Origin of the sequence: Nocardioides sp. ChNu-153 (assembly GCF_030466625.1) — a bacterium.
Taxonomy (GTDB): Bacteria; Actinomycetota; Actinomycetes; order Propionibacteriales; family Nocardioidaceae; genus Nocardioides.
In genome coordinates this window covers 67768-81551 of sequence record NZ_JADEVT010000008.1, presented here as the reverse complement: position 1 = coordinate 81551, position 13784 = coordinate 67768, and the positions used below count along the sequence as shown (strand labels likewise).

Below are 13784 nucleotides of genomic sequence, written 5' to 3'. Positions count from 1 at the left end.
GGTCGCCTAGGGTGGCCCGCGTGCGTGTACTCCTCGACCGCCGCAACCCCTCCGCCGCCGGCACGGACGACCTGGGTGACGACCAGCTGCCCGCGCTGTACGGCGTACCGGCGGGAGGTCCGTGGCTGCGCGTCAACATGGTGAGCACGCTCGACGGGGCCGCGACGGGCGACTCCGAGCGATCCGACTCCATCCACGACGCCGCCGACCAGCGCGTGTTCCGGGTGCTGCGGGAGCTGGCCGACGTCATCGTGGTCGGCGCGGGCACGGCGGAGGCCGAGGGCTACTCGCCCGCCGAGCGGCCGATCGTGCTCGTGAGCCGCCGCGGCCAGGTGCCCGCGGGCCTGCGCGGGGCCGAGCCCGGCCGGGTCATCCTCGCGACCTGCGCGGCGGCCGACGGCCTGGCCGAGGCGCGGGAAGCGCTGGGCGAGGACAACGTGCTCGTGCTGGGCTCGCACAGCGTCGACCTCGTCGCGCTGCGGGAGCAGCTCGTCGAGCAGGGCTTCGTGCACCTGCTCGCCGAGGGCGGTCCGCACCTGCTGCGCGACCTGCTCGCGAGCCGGGTCGCCGACGAGCTGTGCGCCACGTTCGTGCCGCGGATCGTCGCCGGCGAGCGTCCCCGCATCACGGCCGGCCCCCCGGTCGACGCGGCGCTCGACCTGCAGCTGCTCCTGGAGGCGGACAGCACGCTGCTGGGCCGCTGGACCGTCCGCCGCTGACACGGCGTCGCCGGCGCCCGCGTGCCGGTGCGAGGATGACCGACCGTGACTGTCCGACGGATCGCGTACCAGGGTGAGCCCGGCGCCAACTCCCACATCGTGTGCCAGCGGCACTACCCCGACCTGGAGTCGGTGCCCTGCGCCTCGTTCGAGGAGGTCTTCGCGGTCGTCGAGCGCGGGGACGCCGACCTGGCGCTCATCCCCATCGACAACACGCTCGCGGGGCGCGTCGCCGACATCCACCACTTCCTGCCGACGACGAGCCTGCACATCGTCGCCGAGCACTTCCTGCGCATCCAGTTCCACCTGATGGCGGTGCCGGGGGCGACGGTGGGCACGATCCGCACCGTCCACAGCCACGTGCACGCGCTGGGGCAGTGCCGCCGCATCATCGCGGAGCACGGGTGGACCAAGATCATCTCCGGCGACACCGCGGGCGCCGCGCGCGAGGTCGCGGAGTCGGGCGACCCCACGCAGGCCGCGCTCGCGCCGCCGCTGGCCGCCGACATCTACGGCCTCGAGGTGCTCGCCACCGACGTCGAGGACGAGGACCACAACACGACCCGCTTCGTGGTGCTCTCCCCGTCGTACGACGAGGCGCCCGCGGACGGCGGGCCGGTCGTGACCACCTTCGTGTTCAACGTGCGCAACCTCCCGGCCGCGCTCTACAAGGCCCTCGGTGGGTTCGCCACGAACGGCGTCAACATGACGAAGCTCGAGTCCTACATGGTCGGCGGGGAGTTCACCGCGACCCAGTTCCTCGCCGAGGTCGACGGCCACCCGGCGGAGCCCGGCCTGGCCCGGGCGCTCGAGGAGCTGTCGTTCTTCACGACCGACGTGAAGGTGCTGGGCGTCTACCCGGCCGACCCGTTCCGGGCGGGCTGAGCGGCGTCCCGGGGGCCGTCGGTGCGACGGGCTAGTGTGACGTGCAGCACACGCCACCGACGGGAGCTCGCATGACGGCCACCCAGGACGGCCATCCCGGCCGGCGCACCGACGTCGACAAGGCCTTCCTCGACACCGCGACCTACCGCAGCCTCGGCGAGCAGCACCTCTCGCCGCGCGAGGAGCGTTTCGAGAAGGGCCGGCGCACGGTCGGCCTCGTGCTGGCGCCGCTGCTCGGCGTCGTCTTCTGGCTGCTCCCGACGGGGCTCGACGGCGACCAGCACCTGCTCGCGGCGATCCTGCTCGGCGTCATCGTGCTGTGGGTGACCGAGCCGGTCCCGATCCCCATCGGCGGTTTCCTCGGGATCGCCGCCATCGTCGTGCTGGGCGTGGCGCCGGCGGAGGAGGCACTCGCCCCGTTCGGGTCGTCGACGGTCTTCACCTTCATCGGTGCGTTCATCCTGGCCCAGGCGATGCTCAAGCACGGGGTGGCGCGGCGCTTCGCCATCTTCGTGCTCAGCCTGCCCGGCGTCGGGCGCTCGACCTTCCGCGTCGTCATCGCCTTCGGCGCCATCACCGCGCTGCTCTCGGCCTTCGTCTCCAACACCGCGACGGTCGCGATGCTGCTGCCGACCGCGATCGGCATCCTCACCGTCATCGCGAAGCTGATGCAGGACCGCGGCGAGGTCGCGGCCGACTTCGACCCCCTGCGCCTGCGGGTGGGGGCGGCGCTGATGCTGATGCTGGCGTACGGCGCGAGCGTCGGCGGCCTGCTCACCCCGGTCGGCTCCCCGCCGAACCTCATCGGCCGTGGCCTCATCGAGGAGGCGACGGGGGAGCGCATCTCGTTCCTCGACTGGATGATCATGGCCGCGCCGATCTGCGGCCTCATGTTCCTCGCCCTGGCCGTCGTCGTGCTGCTGCTCAACCGGCCCGAGACCCGCCGCCTCGAGGGCGTCGAGGAGTACGTCGCGGCCGAGCGCGCGCAGCTGGGCCGCTTCTCCGTCGCGGAGCGCAACACCCTCGTCGCGTTCGCGGTGACGGTCACGCTCTGGATCACGCCGGGCATCGTGGCGCTGGTCGCGGGAACCGACTCCAGCGCCTACACGAGCGTCAGCGACCGGCTCGACGAGGGCGTCGTGGCCATCCTCGGGGCCTCGCTGCTCTTCCTGCTGCCCACCCGGTGGGCGGACCGCGAGTTCACGCTGCGCTGGAGCGACGCCGCGAGGATCGACTGGGGCACGGTCGTGCTCTTCGGCACCGGCATCATCTTCGGCAGCCTGCTCGAGTCCTCCGGCCTCGCCGAGACGCTCGGCAACGGGGCGTCGGACCGCCTCGGCCTGGCCAGCGCGTTCTGGATCACGGCGTTCGCGGTGGTGCTCGCCATCGTCGTCTCGGAGACGACGAGCAACACGGCGTCGGCCGCGGTGGTCGTGCCGATCGTCATCCCCATCGCGGTGGCGGCCGGGATCAACCCGTTCGTGCCCGCGCTGGCGGCGACGTTCGCGGCCTCGTTCGGCTTCATGCTGCCGGTCTCGACGCCGCAGAACGCGGTGGTCTACGGCTCGGGGACCGTGCCGATCACGCGGATGATCCGCACGGGGATCTCCTTCGACGTGCTCGGCGCCGTGCTCATCGTCCTCGTGCTGCCGCTCATGGTGGGCGCGCTCGGGCTCGGGGGCTGAGCGCGCCCCACGATGGCCGCCACGGCGAGCGCCACCGCCAGGGTCAGCACCGCCAGCAGGGTGACGCTGCCGACGAACGCGGTGGTACGCCGGGGGTCGAGCGCGTCGTACACGGCCAGGTCGCCCGCGACGTACCAGGTCAGGTAGGCCGCCGGCGGCAGCAGCCACGACGGGGCGTGCCAGCGGCGGGGGGCCGGCGAGCGCGCCACCAGCAGGTGGTCGAGCGTCACGAGCGCGGGGGTGAGCACGTGCTCGAAGAGCGAGTACGGGTCGGTGAGGTTGTCGTTCTGCATCGGCAGGTAGGCGAGGGCGACGAGCAGCACGGCGGTGGTGAGGGCGCCGCGGAGCCAGCCGCTGCGGGGCTCGGCGCGGCCGGTGACGTGGGGGAGGGCGGCGAGGGCGAGGTACGTCGCGCCGACGGCCAGGCTGACGAGCTGGCTCAGCGCCGTCCACCACACGTCGTGCTGCAGCGCGGCGAGCAGCACGCCGGTGAGCGCGGAGCCCGCGACGGTGAGCCGCCAGGCGGTGAGGGGGAGCAGGGGCACCCCACGACCATGCCACGTTCACGTTGCGTCCATGTTGCGTTCACCTGAACCGTGCGACGGGCGGGCTCGCCGCGGGGGCGGGGTCAGAACAGCTGGTCGTCGCGCGGCGGGTCGAGGTCGCAGACGTCGCCGATGCGCACCGTGCCGGAGTCCAGCAGCCGGCAGACCACGCCGCCGCGGCGACGCAGGGCCACGGCGCCGCCGGGGCCGAGCTCGTCCTCCATGATCCGGCAGGGCGCGGCGACGCGGAGCACCTCGAGGTCCAGCCCCGCCAGCCGCAGGCGCGCGCCGGGGGTGGTCGGCAGCGGACCGCGGTCGAGGGTGATGTTGCGGCGCGTGCGGTCGGGGGTGACCGGGCGCCCCAGTCGTCCCGTGGCCACCGCCAGGTCCTCGGCGGTCTGCACCGTGACGTGGCGCGAGCGGGCGCCGAAGAAGCGGTCGCCCACGATGCCCCGCCCACCGACCAGCTCGAGCGCGTCCATCGCCCGCATCGGGGTGCGGTGGGCGGGGGCGAGGTGGAGCGCGACGACGGTCGCCGTGGGCGACGGCACCGGCCGATCCTAGCCAGCGGGCTGGTGCGGGCTCTCAAGCCACCTACCCTCGGCCCCGTGCCCATCACCGTCGCCCACCCGGCCGTCGTGCTGCCGCTGCGGGCCCTCGGCCTGCCACTGACGCCGCTCGTGGTGGGCGCGACGATCCCCGACCTGGGGCTGTACGTCGGGGCCCGCGAGGTCTACGCGTTCGCGCACTCGCCGCTCGGGCTGGTGACGTGGGCCCCGGTGGTCACCGTCGTGGTGGTCGCCCTGTGGTTCGGGGTCGTGCGCGACGCCCTGGTGGGCCTGGCGCCCGTCGCTGTGCGGGCCCGCCTCGACCTGCACGTGCGCCTCGGGCCACGCGGCTGGGCCTGGGTGCCGCTCGGTGGGGTCGTCGGCGCGCTGAGCCACGTGGCGTGGGACTCGTTCACCCACCCGGGCCGGTGGGGGTGGGAGAACGTCGCCTGGCTCGCCGAGCAGCACGGCCCGCTGCCGGGCGGGAAGTGGCTGCAGTACGGCTCGGGCGTGGGCGGCATGCTCGTCGTCGCGGTGGCGGCGGTGCTGTGGCTCGCCCGGCGGCCGGCGCGCCCCGACGTCCCGTCCCGGGCGACCCGGCTGCCGCTGCTCGAGGTCGCGGTGGCCGCAGCCACCCTGGTGGCGGTGGGCACCGCCGTACGACGGGTGCCCGAGGGCCTGCACGCGGTGGCCTTCGACGGGGTGGTGACCGGGTGCGTGGCGCTCGTGGTCGCCCTGGGCGTGGCGACGGCGGGGTGGCACGCGGCGCGGGTGCGCGGCGTACCCGACCGGGGCTAGCGCCCGGCCGACCTTGCCGACCCGGTCACGCTGCTCAGACCTGCTCCTGCGGGCACCACCAGGTGGTGCGGCCGCCGACCGTGGCGCGGGTCATCGCCGCGCCGCAGCGCGGGCAGTGCGCGCCCGCCCGCCGGTGGCCGATCACCTCGCCCGTGTGGACGCCCCCGCGCTCGATGGCGGCGCGGGTGCAGCGGCGCAGCACCCGGCGCAGGTGGTCGAGCTGGTCGTCGTCGAGCTCGCCGGCGGGGCGCAGCGGACTGAGGTGGGCCTGCCACAGGGTCTCGTCGGCGAGCAGGTTGCCGATGCCCGCGACCGTCGCCTGGTCGAGCAGCCGCGCCTTGAGCGGCAGCGTGCCGCGCCCGACCCGGGCGCGGAACGCCTCCCGCCCGACCTCGGCGGCGTCGGGGCCCAGCGCGGTCAGGTCGGGGTCGAGGCGCACCCGGCCGAGGCGGCGGGGGTCGAGCAGGCGCAGGCTCCCGCCGTCGGCGAAGCGCAGGGTGAAGCGGTACCACTCCTCCTTGCGCCGGTCACCGGTGCGCCCCGCGTAGTCGCCGCCCTCCTGCTCCTCGCCGCCGTCGGCCTCGGGCCGGCCGCGCACGAGGATCCGCCCGCTCATGCCGAGGTGCAGCCCGAGCGCGGGCCCCTCCGCGTCGTCGGCCGTCGGGTCGTCGCCCTCGCGGGCCGACGTGGTGCACCACATCGACTTCCCGCGCCGGTGCGCGGCCACGAGCGTGCGGCCGAGCAGGGCCTCGCGGATCTCGCCGGGCGCGTGCGGCCGGCACTCCCACGTGTCGGAGTCGTCGACGTCGACGATCCGCCGGCCCAGGGCGCCGCGCTCGACGACCGCGCGGGCCGACTCGACCTCGGGCAGCTCCGGCACTCAGGGCCCCAGCAGCCCGCGGACGTACGCCGCCTGCCCCGCGTGCTGCGCGCCGTCGTCGACGACGCTGACGAGCCGCACGCCGAGGGTGACCGGCGGGTCCCAGCGCTCGTCGACCACGCGGTCGAGCGCGTCGGGCGTGACCGAGCGCAGGAAGTCGGCGCTCGCCTCGTGGGTGGCCCGCAGGTACGCCGTGAGGTCGGCCGCGCTCGCCCGCACCAGCCCGACCTGCTCGGAGCTGTGGCCGTAGCCCGTGTCGGCGTTGTCGAGCGGCAGGGCGAAGCGGGCGGCGTACCCCTGCTCGGTCCACACCTGCGGGGTGCCGGCGACCTCGGCGACGTGGTCGTCCTGCACGCGGGTCAGGTGCCACACGAGCCAGGCGATCGAGTTGGCGCCGGCCGCGGGGCGGGCCGCGAGCTGGTCGTCGTCGAGGCCCTCGACGGCGGCCGTGGCGTTCTCGAGCACGCGCCCGTAGGCGTCGAGCAGCAGGTCGGCGGGGGTCATCTCAGCCCTCCTGGGGGATCGTGACGGCGATCTTGCCGCGGGTGCGGCCCTGCTCCGAGGCGCGGTGCGCGTCGGCGATCTCCTCGAGCGGGTACGTCGCGGCGAGGTCCACGCGGAGCCGGCCGGCGTCCACGAGGGCCCGCAGCTCGTCGAGGTGGGCGCGCTCGGGGCGCACGAAGACGTAGTGGCCGCCGAGCCGGGCGACGCCTTCGTCGTCGACCACCGAGGCGATGCGGGAGGGGTCGCGCACCTGGCGGGGAGCGTCCTCCAGCGCGTCGCCGCCCACGAGGTCGAGCACCGCGTCGACGGGGGCCGACAGCTGCGCGCTGACCGGGCCGGCGGAGTGGTCGACGACCTCCGTGACGCCGAGCTCGCGCAGGAGGTCGTGATTGTCGGGCCGGGCGGTGCCGACGACCTCGGCGCCCCGGGCCAGCGCGATCTGCACGGCGAACTGGCCGACGCCGCCGGCCGCCGCGTGCACCAGCAGACGCTCGCCGGGCTGCACGTCGAGCGCCTCGACCACCGTCTGCCAGGCCGTCAGGCCCGCGAGGGGGACCGCGGCGGCCTCGGCGAACGAGAGCCCGCCGGGCTTGAGCGCCACGGTCCGCTGCGGCGCGGCGACGAGCTGCGCGGCGGTGCCCTGGGCGACGTCGTCGCGGCGTACGTAGCCCCACACCTCGTCACCCGGCCGGAGCCCGGTGCGCACCGCGGGCCCCACCGCCTCGACCACGCCGGCGACGTCCCAGCCCGGGATGATGGGGAGGTGGTGCGGGAAGGCGCCCCGCAGGTAGCCCTCGCGCACCTTCCAGTCGACCGGGTTGACGCTCGTCGCGTGCGCCCGCACCAGCACGACGTCCGGCCCCACCGGCGGGTCGTCGACCTCCCGCACGCTGATGACGCCCGCGTCGCCGAACTCGTCGTACACCGCTGCTCGCACCCTCGGCCTCCTCGCTCCCGCCCCGGCTCTCGGGGCCACCAGGCCATCGTGGCGCGGGGGGCAAGGGGCCGGGGGCGAGGAGGCCGGGGTCCGCCTCAGGCGGTGGCGGCGTCCTCGTGCCGGCCGTGCCGGCGCTCGCGCCGCAGCCGGCGCCGCTCGGCCCCGCGCTCCTTGCGGCGCTCGACCAGCAGGTAGAGCGCCGGCACGAGCAGGAGCGTGAGCAGCGTCGAGGAGAGCAGGCCGCCGATGACGACGATCGCCAACGGCTGCGAGATGAACGCGCTGCCGCCCGTGACGCCGAACGCCATCGGCGTCAGGGCCAGCACGGTGGCCAGCGCCGTCATCACGATGGGGCGCACACGCGTGCCGCCGCCCTCGCGCACGGCCTCGACGATGCCGGCCCCCGCCTCGCGGCGCTGGTTCACGAGGTCGATGAGCACGATCGCGTTCGTCACCACGATGCCGATGAGCATGAGCGCGCCGATGAGCGAGGGCACGCCGAGCGGGATGCCCGTGACGGCGAGCAGCAGCATCGCGCCGGTCGCGGCGAAGGGCACCGAGACGAGCAGGATGAGCGGCTGCACGAGCGAGCGGAACGTGCCGACCATGACGACGTACACGATGGCGATGGCGATGAGCAGGGCGAGGCCCAGCTGGGCGAACGCCTCCGCCTGGTCCTCCGAGACGCCGCCGAGGGAGACCTCGGTGCCCTCCGGCAGGTCGACGTCGTCGAGGACGGCCTGCACGTCGGCGGTGACCGAGCCCAGGTCGTCCGCCGCCGGCTCGGCGGTGATGGTCACGGTGCGCTCGCCGTCGGCGCGGGTGATGGCCGTGGCGACCTGCTCCTCGCGGAGCTCGGCGACCTGGCCGAGCGTGGTGCCCTCGCCGACGGGGAGCTGCTCCAGCGCCTCGACCGACGTGGGCGCCTCGCCCTGGGCGATGACGACGGGCAGCTGCTGGCCGTCGACGGAGACCTGGCCGACGGGGGGCTGCGCCAGGGCCGCCGCGAGCACCTGGCCGAGGACCGCCGAGGTCAGACCCGCGGCCTCCGCCTCGGGGCGCGCCTGCACCGACAGCACGGGCTGGGCCGGGGCGGCGTCGGAGGTGACCTGGCCGATGCCGTCGACGCCCTCGAGCTCGGCGGTGACGACCTCCGCGGCCTCCACCAGCCGCGACTGGTCGGTCGCCGTCACGACCACCTCGAGCGCGGAGGCGAACCCGGCGTCGCCGGCGGTGACGGTGATGTCGCCCTCCGCGTCGGCCAGCTCGTCGGTCAGGCGGTCCGCCACCGCCTCGGAGTCGGCCTCCTCGTCGAGGGTGATCGCGAACGACGCCGAACCCCCCGCCCCGAAGGCGGCCGCGGCGGGGTCGGCGGACCCGACGGCGGTCTGCACGCTCTCGACGTCGTCGGCGCCGACGAGCACCTCCTCGACCGTGCGCGCCGCCTCGTCGCGCCGGGCGAGGCTGGCCCCGGGCTCGAGGTCCTGGGTGACGGTGAGGGTGTTCTGCCCGCTGCTGCCGAGGAAGCTCGTGGCGATGAACGGGGTGAGGCCGAGCGTGGCGACCAGCACGACGACGGCGGCGCCGACGGTCGTCCACGGCCGGCGCACGACCCAGCGCACGGCCGGATCGTAGGCGCGGCGCAGCCAGGTGCGCTGCTCCCGCGCCTCCGCCTCGGCCTGCACCGCGGCCACGTCGACCGGGCTCGTGGGGGCCTCGAGGAACCAGTAGGCCAGCACCGGGATGATCGTGAGCGCGACGAGCAGCGAGGCCGCCAGCGCCAGCGCCACCGTCACCGCGAAGGGCCGGAACAGCTCGCCCACCTGGCCGCCGACGACGCCGATGGGCAGGAAGACGGCCGCGGTGGCCAGCGTCGAGGACGTGATGGCCCCGCCGACCTCGCGCACCGCCGTGGTGATCGCGGTGACCTTGGGCTCGCCGTACGACAGGTGCCGCTTGATGTTCTCGATCACGACGATCGAGTCGTCGACGACGCGACCGATGGCGACCGTGAGGGCGCCCAGCGTCAGGATGTTGAGCGTGTAGTCGCCCAGGCGCAGCCCGATGAGCGTCACCAGCAGCGACAGCGGGATCGAGATCGCGGTGACGAGCGTCGAGCGCACCGAGAAGAGGAACACGAGGATCACGAGCACGGCGAAGAACAGGCCGAGCCCGCCCTCGGTGGTCAGGTCCTCCACCGACTTCTCGATGAAGGGCGCCTGGTCGAACGCGACGGTGAACTCCGTGCCGTCGCCGAGGTCCTCCTCCAGCTCCGGGATCAGGTCGGCCACGGCGTGCGAGATGTCGACGGTGTTGCCGTCGGGGGTCTTGGTGATCGCGACCGCGAGGCTGGGCTCACCGTCGGTGCGCGAGTACGACGTCGCGGCCGCCTCGGTGACCTGCACCTGGGCGACGCTGCCGAGCGGCGCGGTGCCGCCCGCGGGCAGCGGGACGGGCACGGCCTGCAGCTCCTCGAGGGTCGCCGGGGTGGTGCCGACCTGGACGGACAGGGCCTGGTCGCCTGCCTCGAGGTTGCCCGCGGGCACGAGCGAGGCGTTGGTGCCGAGCGCCTCGGCCACCGACGCGCCGGTCACGCCCCGGGCGAGGCCCTCGGGGGCGATCGCGACCTCGACCCGGTCGGTCGGGGCGCCGGTGAGCTGCACCTGGCGCACGCCCTCCACGTCCTCCAGCTCGGGCAGCGCGAGCCGCTCGAGGCGCTCCGCGAGCGCGGCGGGCTCGGCGTCGGAGGTCACCGCGAGCTGCACCACCGGGAACTGGTCGAAGTCGCCGGCGAAGACGACGGGCTCGACCTCCTCGGGCAGCGTCTCCAGCCCGGTGACCGCGCTCTCGACCTGCTGCTGCGCCCGGTCGAGGTCGGTGCCGTACTCGAGGACCACCAGCACCAGCGAGGAGCCGCTGGACGACGTGGAGTCGAGCTCGTCGAGCCCGTCGACCCCTGTGAGGGCCTCCTCGACGGGGATCGTCACCTCCTGCTCGACCGCCTCGGGCGACGCCCCGGCGTACGGCAGTACGACCCCGACGGCCGGGAACTGCAGGTTCGGGATCAGCTCCTGCTTGAGCGAGCCGGCGGAGACGACGCCGAAGAAGGCCACCATCACGGTGGCGAGCGCGACGAGCGCGCGGTTGCGCAGGGAGAAGGACGCGAGACGGCCCACGGAGGTCAGCTCCTGTGTCGGTGGTGGCGGTGGTGCGGGACCCCGCGAGGGGGCCGGGAGGAACGGTTAGCGTCAGGCTAACCGTATCCTCGGACGGGTGAGTGACCGTCAGGTGGACATCGATGCGGTCGAGGGCATCGCGCTGCGCATCGAGGACCTCCTGACGGACGTCCAGGTCGACGCGGTCGTCGCGACCGAGCTGTCCATCCAGCAGCTCAAGGTGCTGATGCTCGCCGTGCACCGCAGCCCCGTGACGGCCCACGACGTGGCCGCGGCGCTGGGCGTGAGTGCGGCGACCGTCTCCGGACTCGTCGGCCGCCTCGTCGACCGCGGCCTGCTGCTGCAGGAGCGGGCGCCGCACGACCGCCGCGCCCGCCACCTCGTCGCCACCGAGGCGGGCCACGCCGCCCTCGAGCAGGTGGCGAGCACGGGCGTCGCCCACCGCCGCGAGCTGCTGCAGCGGCTCACCGACGAGGAGGTCGCCGCACTCCGGGTCGGGATGGGTGGCCTCGAGCGGGCGCTGCGCGAGCTGGTCGCCCCGGGTACGTCGGAGCGGCGCGGCGACTAGGCCGCCGGTGCTCCGGGCTCGGGTACCGTCGACGCGATGAGCGAGCACCCCCGCGGTCCGCGCGGTCTCCGCGCCGTCCCCGCCACCCTCGTCCGGGGCCGCGAGCGGCTCACCGGCGCCTTCCAGCACCGCTACCCGACCGTGGCCGTCACCGGCATGACGGGGGTGGGCAAGAGCGAGCTGGTCGACCACCTGGCCGGCCGGCCCCGCAGCGACGAGCCGCCGGAGGCGGGCTCGGCGGTCATGGAGCGCCGGGTGCGCCGCGACCGCCGCCTGCGCGGCTTCCGGTTCCGCGTCGTGCCGGGCGAGAACGCCGCGACGCGTCTGGGTGCGCTCGACGAGGTCTTCCACGACGACCCGGTCGACGGCGTGCTCCACGTCGTCGCGAACGGCCACGCCACGGGTCGTCGCCCCGCGGGCACGACCGGCGCGGTGCACGTCGACCGCGAGGAGCAGCTCGCCCGCGAGCTCGAGGACTGGACCGTCACCGCCCACCGCATCGCCTCGATGGCCGTGCGTCGGCCGCGGCCGACCTGGCTCGTGGTCGTGGTGACGAAGGTCGACCTGTTCCTCGACGACGTCGACGAGGTCGTGCGCTCCTACTCGCCCGGGAGCGGCACGCCCTTCGGCGACCGTCTCGACGAGCTGCGCGCGCTGGCCGGCGCGGCCAAGCTGTCGGTGGACGTGCTGCCCGCGTGCAGCCGGCTCGAGCCGGACAGCCCGCTGGAGCCGCGGCAGCGCGACGCCTACCTGGCCGCCCTCGAGGCGCGGATGGGGCAGCTCGCCGGGCACGTCTGAGGCGCGTCCCCGCGCCCGCGGGGTGCGGGGCCTCAGGAGCGGCGCGTCCCGGGGGCGAGCAGCGCCCGCAGGGCGAGGGTCGACGCCGCCGCCGCGCCGTCGACGTCGAGCCCGAGGTCGTCGCGCAGGGTCGACCACGCGGGGTACGTCGCAGCGGCCAGCACCGCGGAGGTGCGCTCGGGCGCCCCGGCGAGCTCGGTCGGGAAGAGGCGCAGCACGTCGTCGCGCACCGCACCCACGAACCGGGCCCGCGAGGCCCGCAGCGCCGGGCTGAAGGGCTCGGCGAGCGCGGCCGTGCGGGCGAAGGGCGCGATGGCCTCGTTCTCGGCGGCGCGCTGGGCGGCGAAGCGGTCGACCCGCGTCGCGAGGTCCGCATCGCCCGGCACCAGGACCCGTTCGTCGACGTAGCGGCGCCACAGCTCGCGGCTCGCCGCGTCGTACAGCGCCTCGAGGTCCGCGAAGTGCGTCCACACGGTGCGCACCGAGACGCCGGCGGCCTCGGCGACCTGCTGGCCGGTGACGCGTTGCCGGCCGGCGGCGACGAGGTCGAGGAAGGCGGCGACGAGCGCCGCGCGGTTGCGCTGCCCGCGCGCGACGCGCCCGTCCGTCCCGCGGTCGTCGTGCTCCACGTGCTCCCCCTCGGTCGCGTCGGTCCCGGCCCGTCCCGCGGTGCCGGGACCGACGCAGCCGGGTGGGCTCAGCTGATCCGGTAGTCCGAGACGTCGCCGAACGGCGAGACGCTCGTGCCCGGGGTCAGGAACTGCTCGTAGCGGGTGTCGTCGTCGACGTACCGCTTCAGCCACGCGATCGTGTAGGTCGCGATCGTGGTGTTCGCCGTGTTCGGTGCGAAGTGGCTGGCACCGGCGAGCTCGAGGTAGCCGCGCCGCTCCGCGCCCGTCAGCGAGCCGTAGAACGGGATGGCGTGGCTGGAGACCGGGGCGACCGTGTCGTCCTCGGCGCCGATCATGAGCGACGCCGCGTCGACCTCGGACCACGTCTTGTCGATGTTCCAGGGGGTGAGGCCCACGGCGGCCTCGAGGGAGGGCCGGGTCACGGCCGCCTCGAGCGTGCCGCCGCCGCCCATGGAGTGGCCCACCACCGCCTGGCGGGTCGCGTCGACGCGCGACGCCGTGCGCGAGTCGGCGATGACGTGGTCGAGCGCGGCCAGCAGCTGGTCGCCGCGGGCGTCCGGCTGGTCGTAGCGGGAGTTCGTGTTGAAGGTGACGACGACGAACCCGAACGACGCGAGGCGCGGGCCGAGCCAGGCGATGGTCGACTCCGACGCGGTGTAGCCGGGCGAGATGGCCACGACGCCGAAGCGTCCCTCGCTCGTGGTGGTCGGGTAGGTGACCGTGCCGGAGCCGAAACCGCGGCTCGCCAGGTCCGAGACCGAGTACGACGACGTGGCGTAGGGCCCGCGGGTGGCGCGCAGCGCGGCCAGGGTCGGGTCCGGGCCGTGCTGGTAGGGGCTGGCCGCCGCCGCGGCGGTCGCGGCGGTGACGGGCGTGCCGGCCGGTGCGGCGGTCGCGGGGCCGGTGGTGGCGGTGCCGAGGGCGAGGCCGGCGACGAGCGCGGGCGCGGCGAGACGACGCAGGAGGGGGTGCTGAGACATGGGTGGTGCTCCCGAGGTGGAGGGGCGTCGCGGCGGCACCCGAGTGGCGCGTGGCGAGGTGGTGCCCGTGTTCCTGCACTCATGGTGCAACTAGTTCGCCGGTTCGGCAAGGGGTGCGCACGCTGCGTC

13 protein-coding genes are annotated in these 13784 nt (G+C 75.1%); 6 read left to right on the top strand and 7 right to left on the bottom strand.

Annotated features, from left to right (window positions below):
• The first annotated feature begins 20 nt into the window (after positions 1-20).
• From INN71_RS11790 to INN71_RS11780, 3 genes are all read left to right on the top strand, one after another.
• Positions 21-719: a dihydrofolate reductase family protein gene (locus INN71_RS11790; RefSeq protein WP_277499899.1), complete on the top strand. Its 699-nt coding sequence runs from the start codon at positions 21-23 to the stop codon at positions 717-719.
• 45 nt (positions 720-764) lie between these two features.
• Positions 765-1604: a prephenate dehydratase gene (locus INN71_RS11785; RefSeq protein WP_277499900.1), complete on the top strand. Its 840-nt coding sequence runs from the start codon at positions 765-767 to the stop codon at positions 1602-1604.
• 71 nt (positions 1605-1675) lie between these two features.
• Positions 1676-3289 carry a DASS family sodium-coupled anion symporter gene (locus INN71_RS11780; RefSeq protein ID WP_301800474.1) on the top strand — a complete coding sequence of 538 codons (1614 nt, stop codon included), beginning with the start codon at positions 1676-1678 and terminating at the stop codon, positions 3287-3289.
• Positions 3290-3917: 628 nt separating this feature from the next.
• On the opposite strand, the gene INN71_RS11775 is transcribed toward INN71_RS11780, so the two are convergent.
• Complete coding sequence (locus tag INN71_RS11775) at positions 3918-4385, bottom strand: MOSC domain-containing protein (RefSeq protein ID WP_301800472.1); 468 nt, start codon at positions 4383-4385, stop codon at positions 3918-3920.
• 57 nt (positions 4386-4442) lie between these two features.
• On the opposite strand from INN71_RS11775, the gene INN71_RS11770 reads away from it, so the two are divergent.
• Positions 4443-5180: a DUF4184 family protein gene (locus tag INN71_RS11770; protein WP_277499903.1), complete on the top strand. Its 738-nt coding sequence runs from the start codon at positions 4443-4445 to the stop codon at positions 5178-5180.
• A gap of 34 nt (positions 5181-5214) precedes the next feature.
• Here the strand turns inward: INN71_RS11770 and INN71_RS11765 are convergent, their stop codons facing one another.
• From INN71_RS11765 to INN71_RS11750, 4 genes are all read right to left on the bottom strand, one after another.
• A complete protein-coding gene (locus tag INN71_RS11765) occupies positions 5215-6060 on the bottom strand; it encodes an Fpg/Nei family DNA glycosylase (RefSeq protein WP_301800469.1) in 846 nt (281 codons plus the stop codon).
• A complete protein-coding gene (locus tag INN71_RS11760) occupies positions 6061-6564 on the bottom strand; it encodes a DUF664 domain-containing protein (protein WP_301800467.1) in 504 nt (167 codons plus the stop codon).
• A 1-nt stretch (position 6565) separates the two neighbouring features.
• A complete protein-coding gene (locus INN71_RS11755; RefSeq protein WP_301800466.1) occupies positions 6566-7501 on the bottom strand; it encodes an NADP-dependent oxidoreductase in 936 nt (311 codons plus the stop codon).
• Positions 7502-7596: 95 nt separating this feature from the next.
• On the bottom strand, positions 7597-10677 hold the full coding sequence (locus INN71_RS11750) for an efflux RND transporter permease subunit (RefSeq protein WP_301800464.1): 3081 nt from the start codon (positions 10675-10677) through the stop codon (positions 7597-7599).
• Between the two features lie 97 nt (positions 10678-10774).
• Between INN71_RS11750 and INN71_RS11745 the strand changes: the two genes are divergently transcribed.
• Both INN71_RS11745 and INN71_RS11740 read left to right on the top strand, forming a co-directional pair.
• On the top strand, positions 10775-11245 hold the full coding sequence (locus INN71_RS11745; protein ID WP_301800462.1) for a MarR family winged helix-turn-helix transcriptional regulator: 471 nt from the start codon (positions 10775-10777) through the stop codon (positions 11243-11245).
• A 36-nt stretch (positions 11246-11281) separates the two neighbouring features.
• On the top strand, positions 11282-12043 hold the full coding sequence (locus INN71_RS11740) for a GTPase domain-containing protein (RefSeq protein ID WP_301800461.1): 762 nt from the start codon (positions 11282-11284) through the stop codon (positions 12041-12043).
• Positions 12044-12075: 32 nt separating this feature from the next.
• Here the strand turns inward: INN71_RS11740 and INN71_RS11735 are convergent, their stop codons facing one another.
• Both INN71_RS11735 and INN71_RS11730 read right to left on the bottom strand, forming a co-directional pair.
• Positions 12076-12672 carry a TetR/AcrR family transcriptional regulator gene (locus INN71_RS11735; protein ID WP_301800459.1) on the bottom strand — a complete coding sequence of 199 codons (597 nt, stop codon included), beginning with the start codon at positions 12670-12672 and terminating at the stop codon, positions 12076-12078.
• A gap of 68 nt (positions 12673-12740) precedes the next feature.
• Positions 12741-13655, bottom strand: coding sequence for an alpha/beta hydrolase (locus tag INN71_RS11730; RefSeq protein ID WP_301800458.1), 915 nt, complete (start codon positions 13653-13655; stop codon positions 12741-12743).
• Positions 13656-13784: the final 129 nt, after the last annotated feature.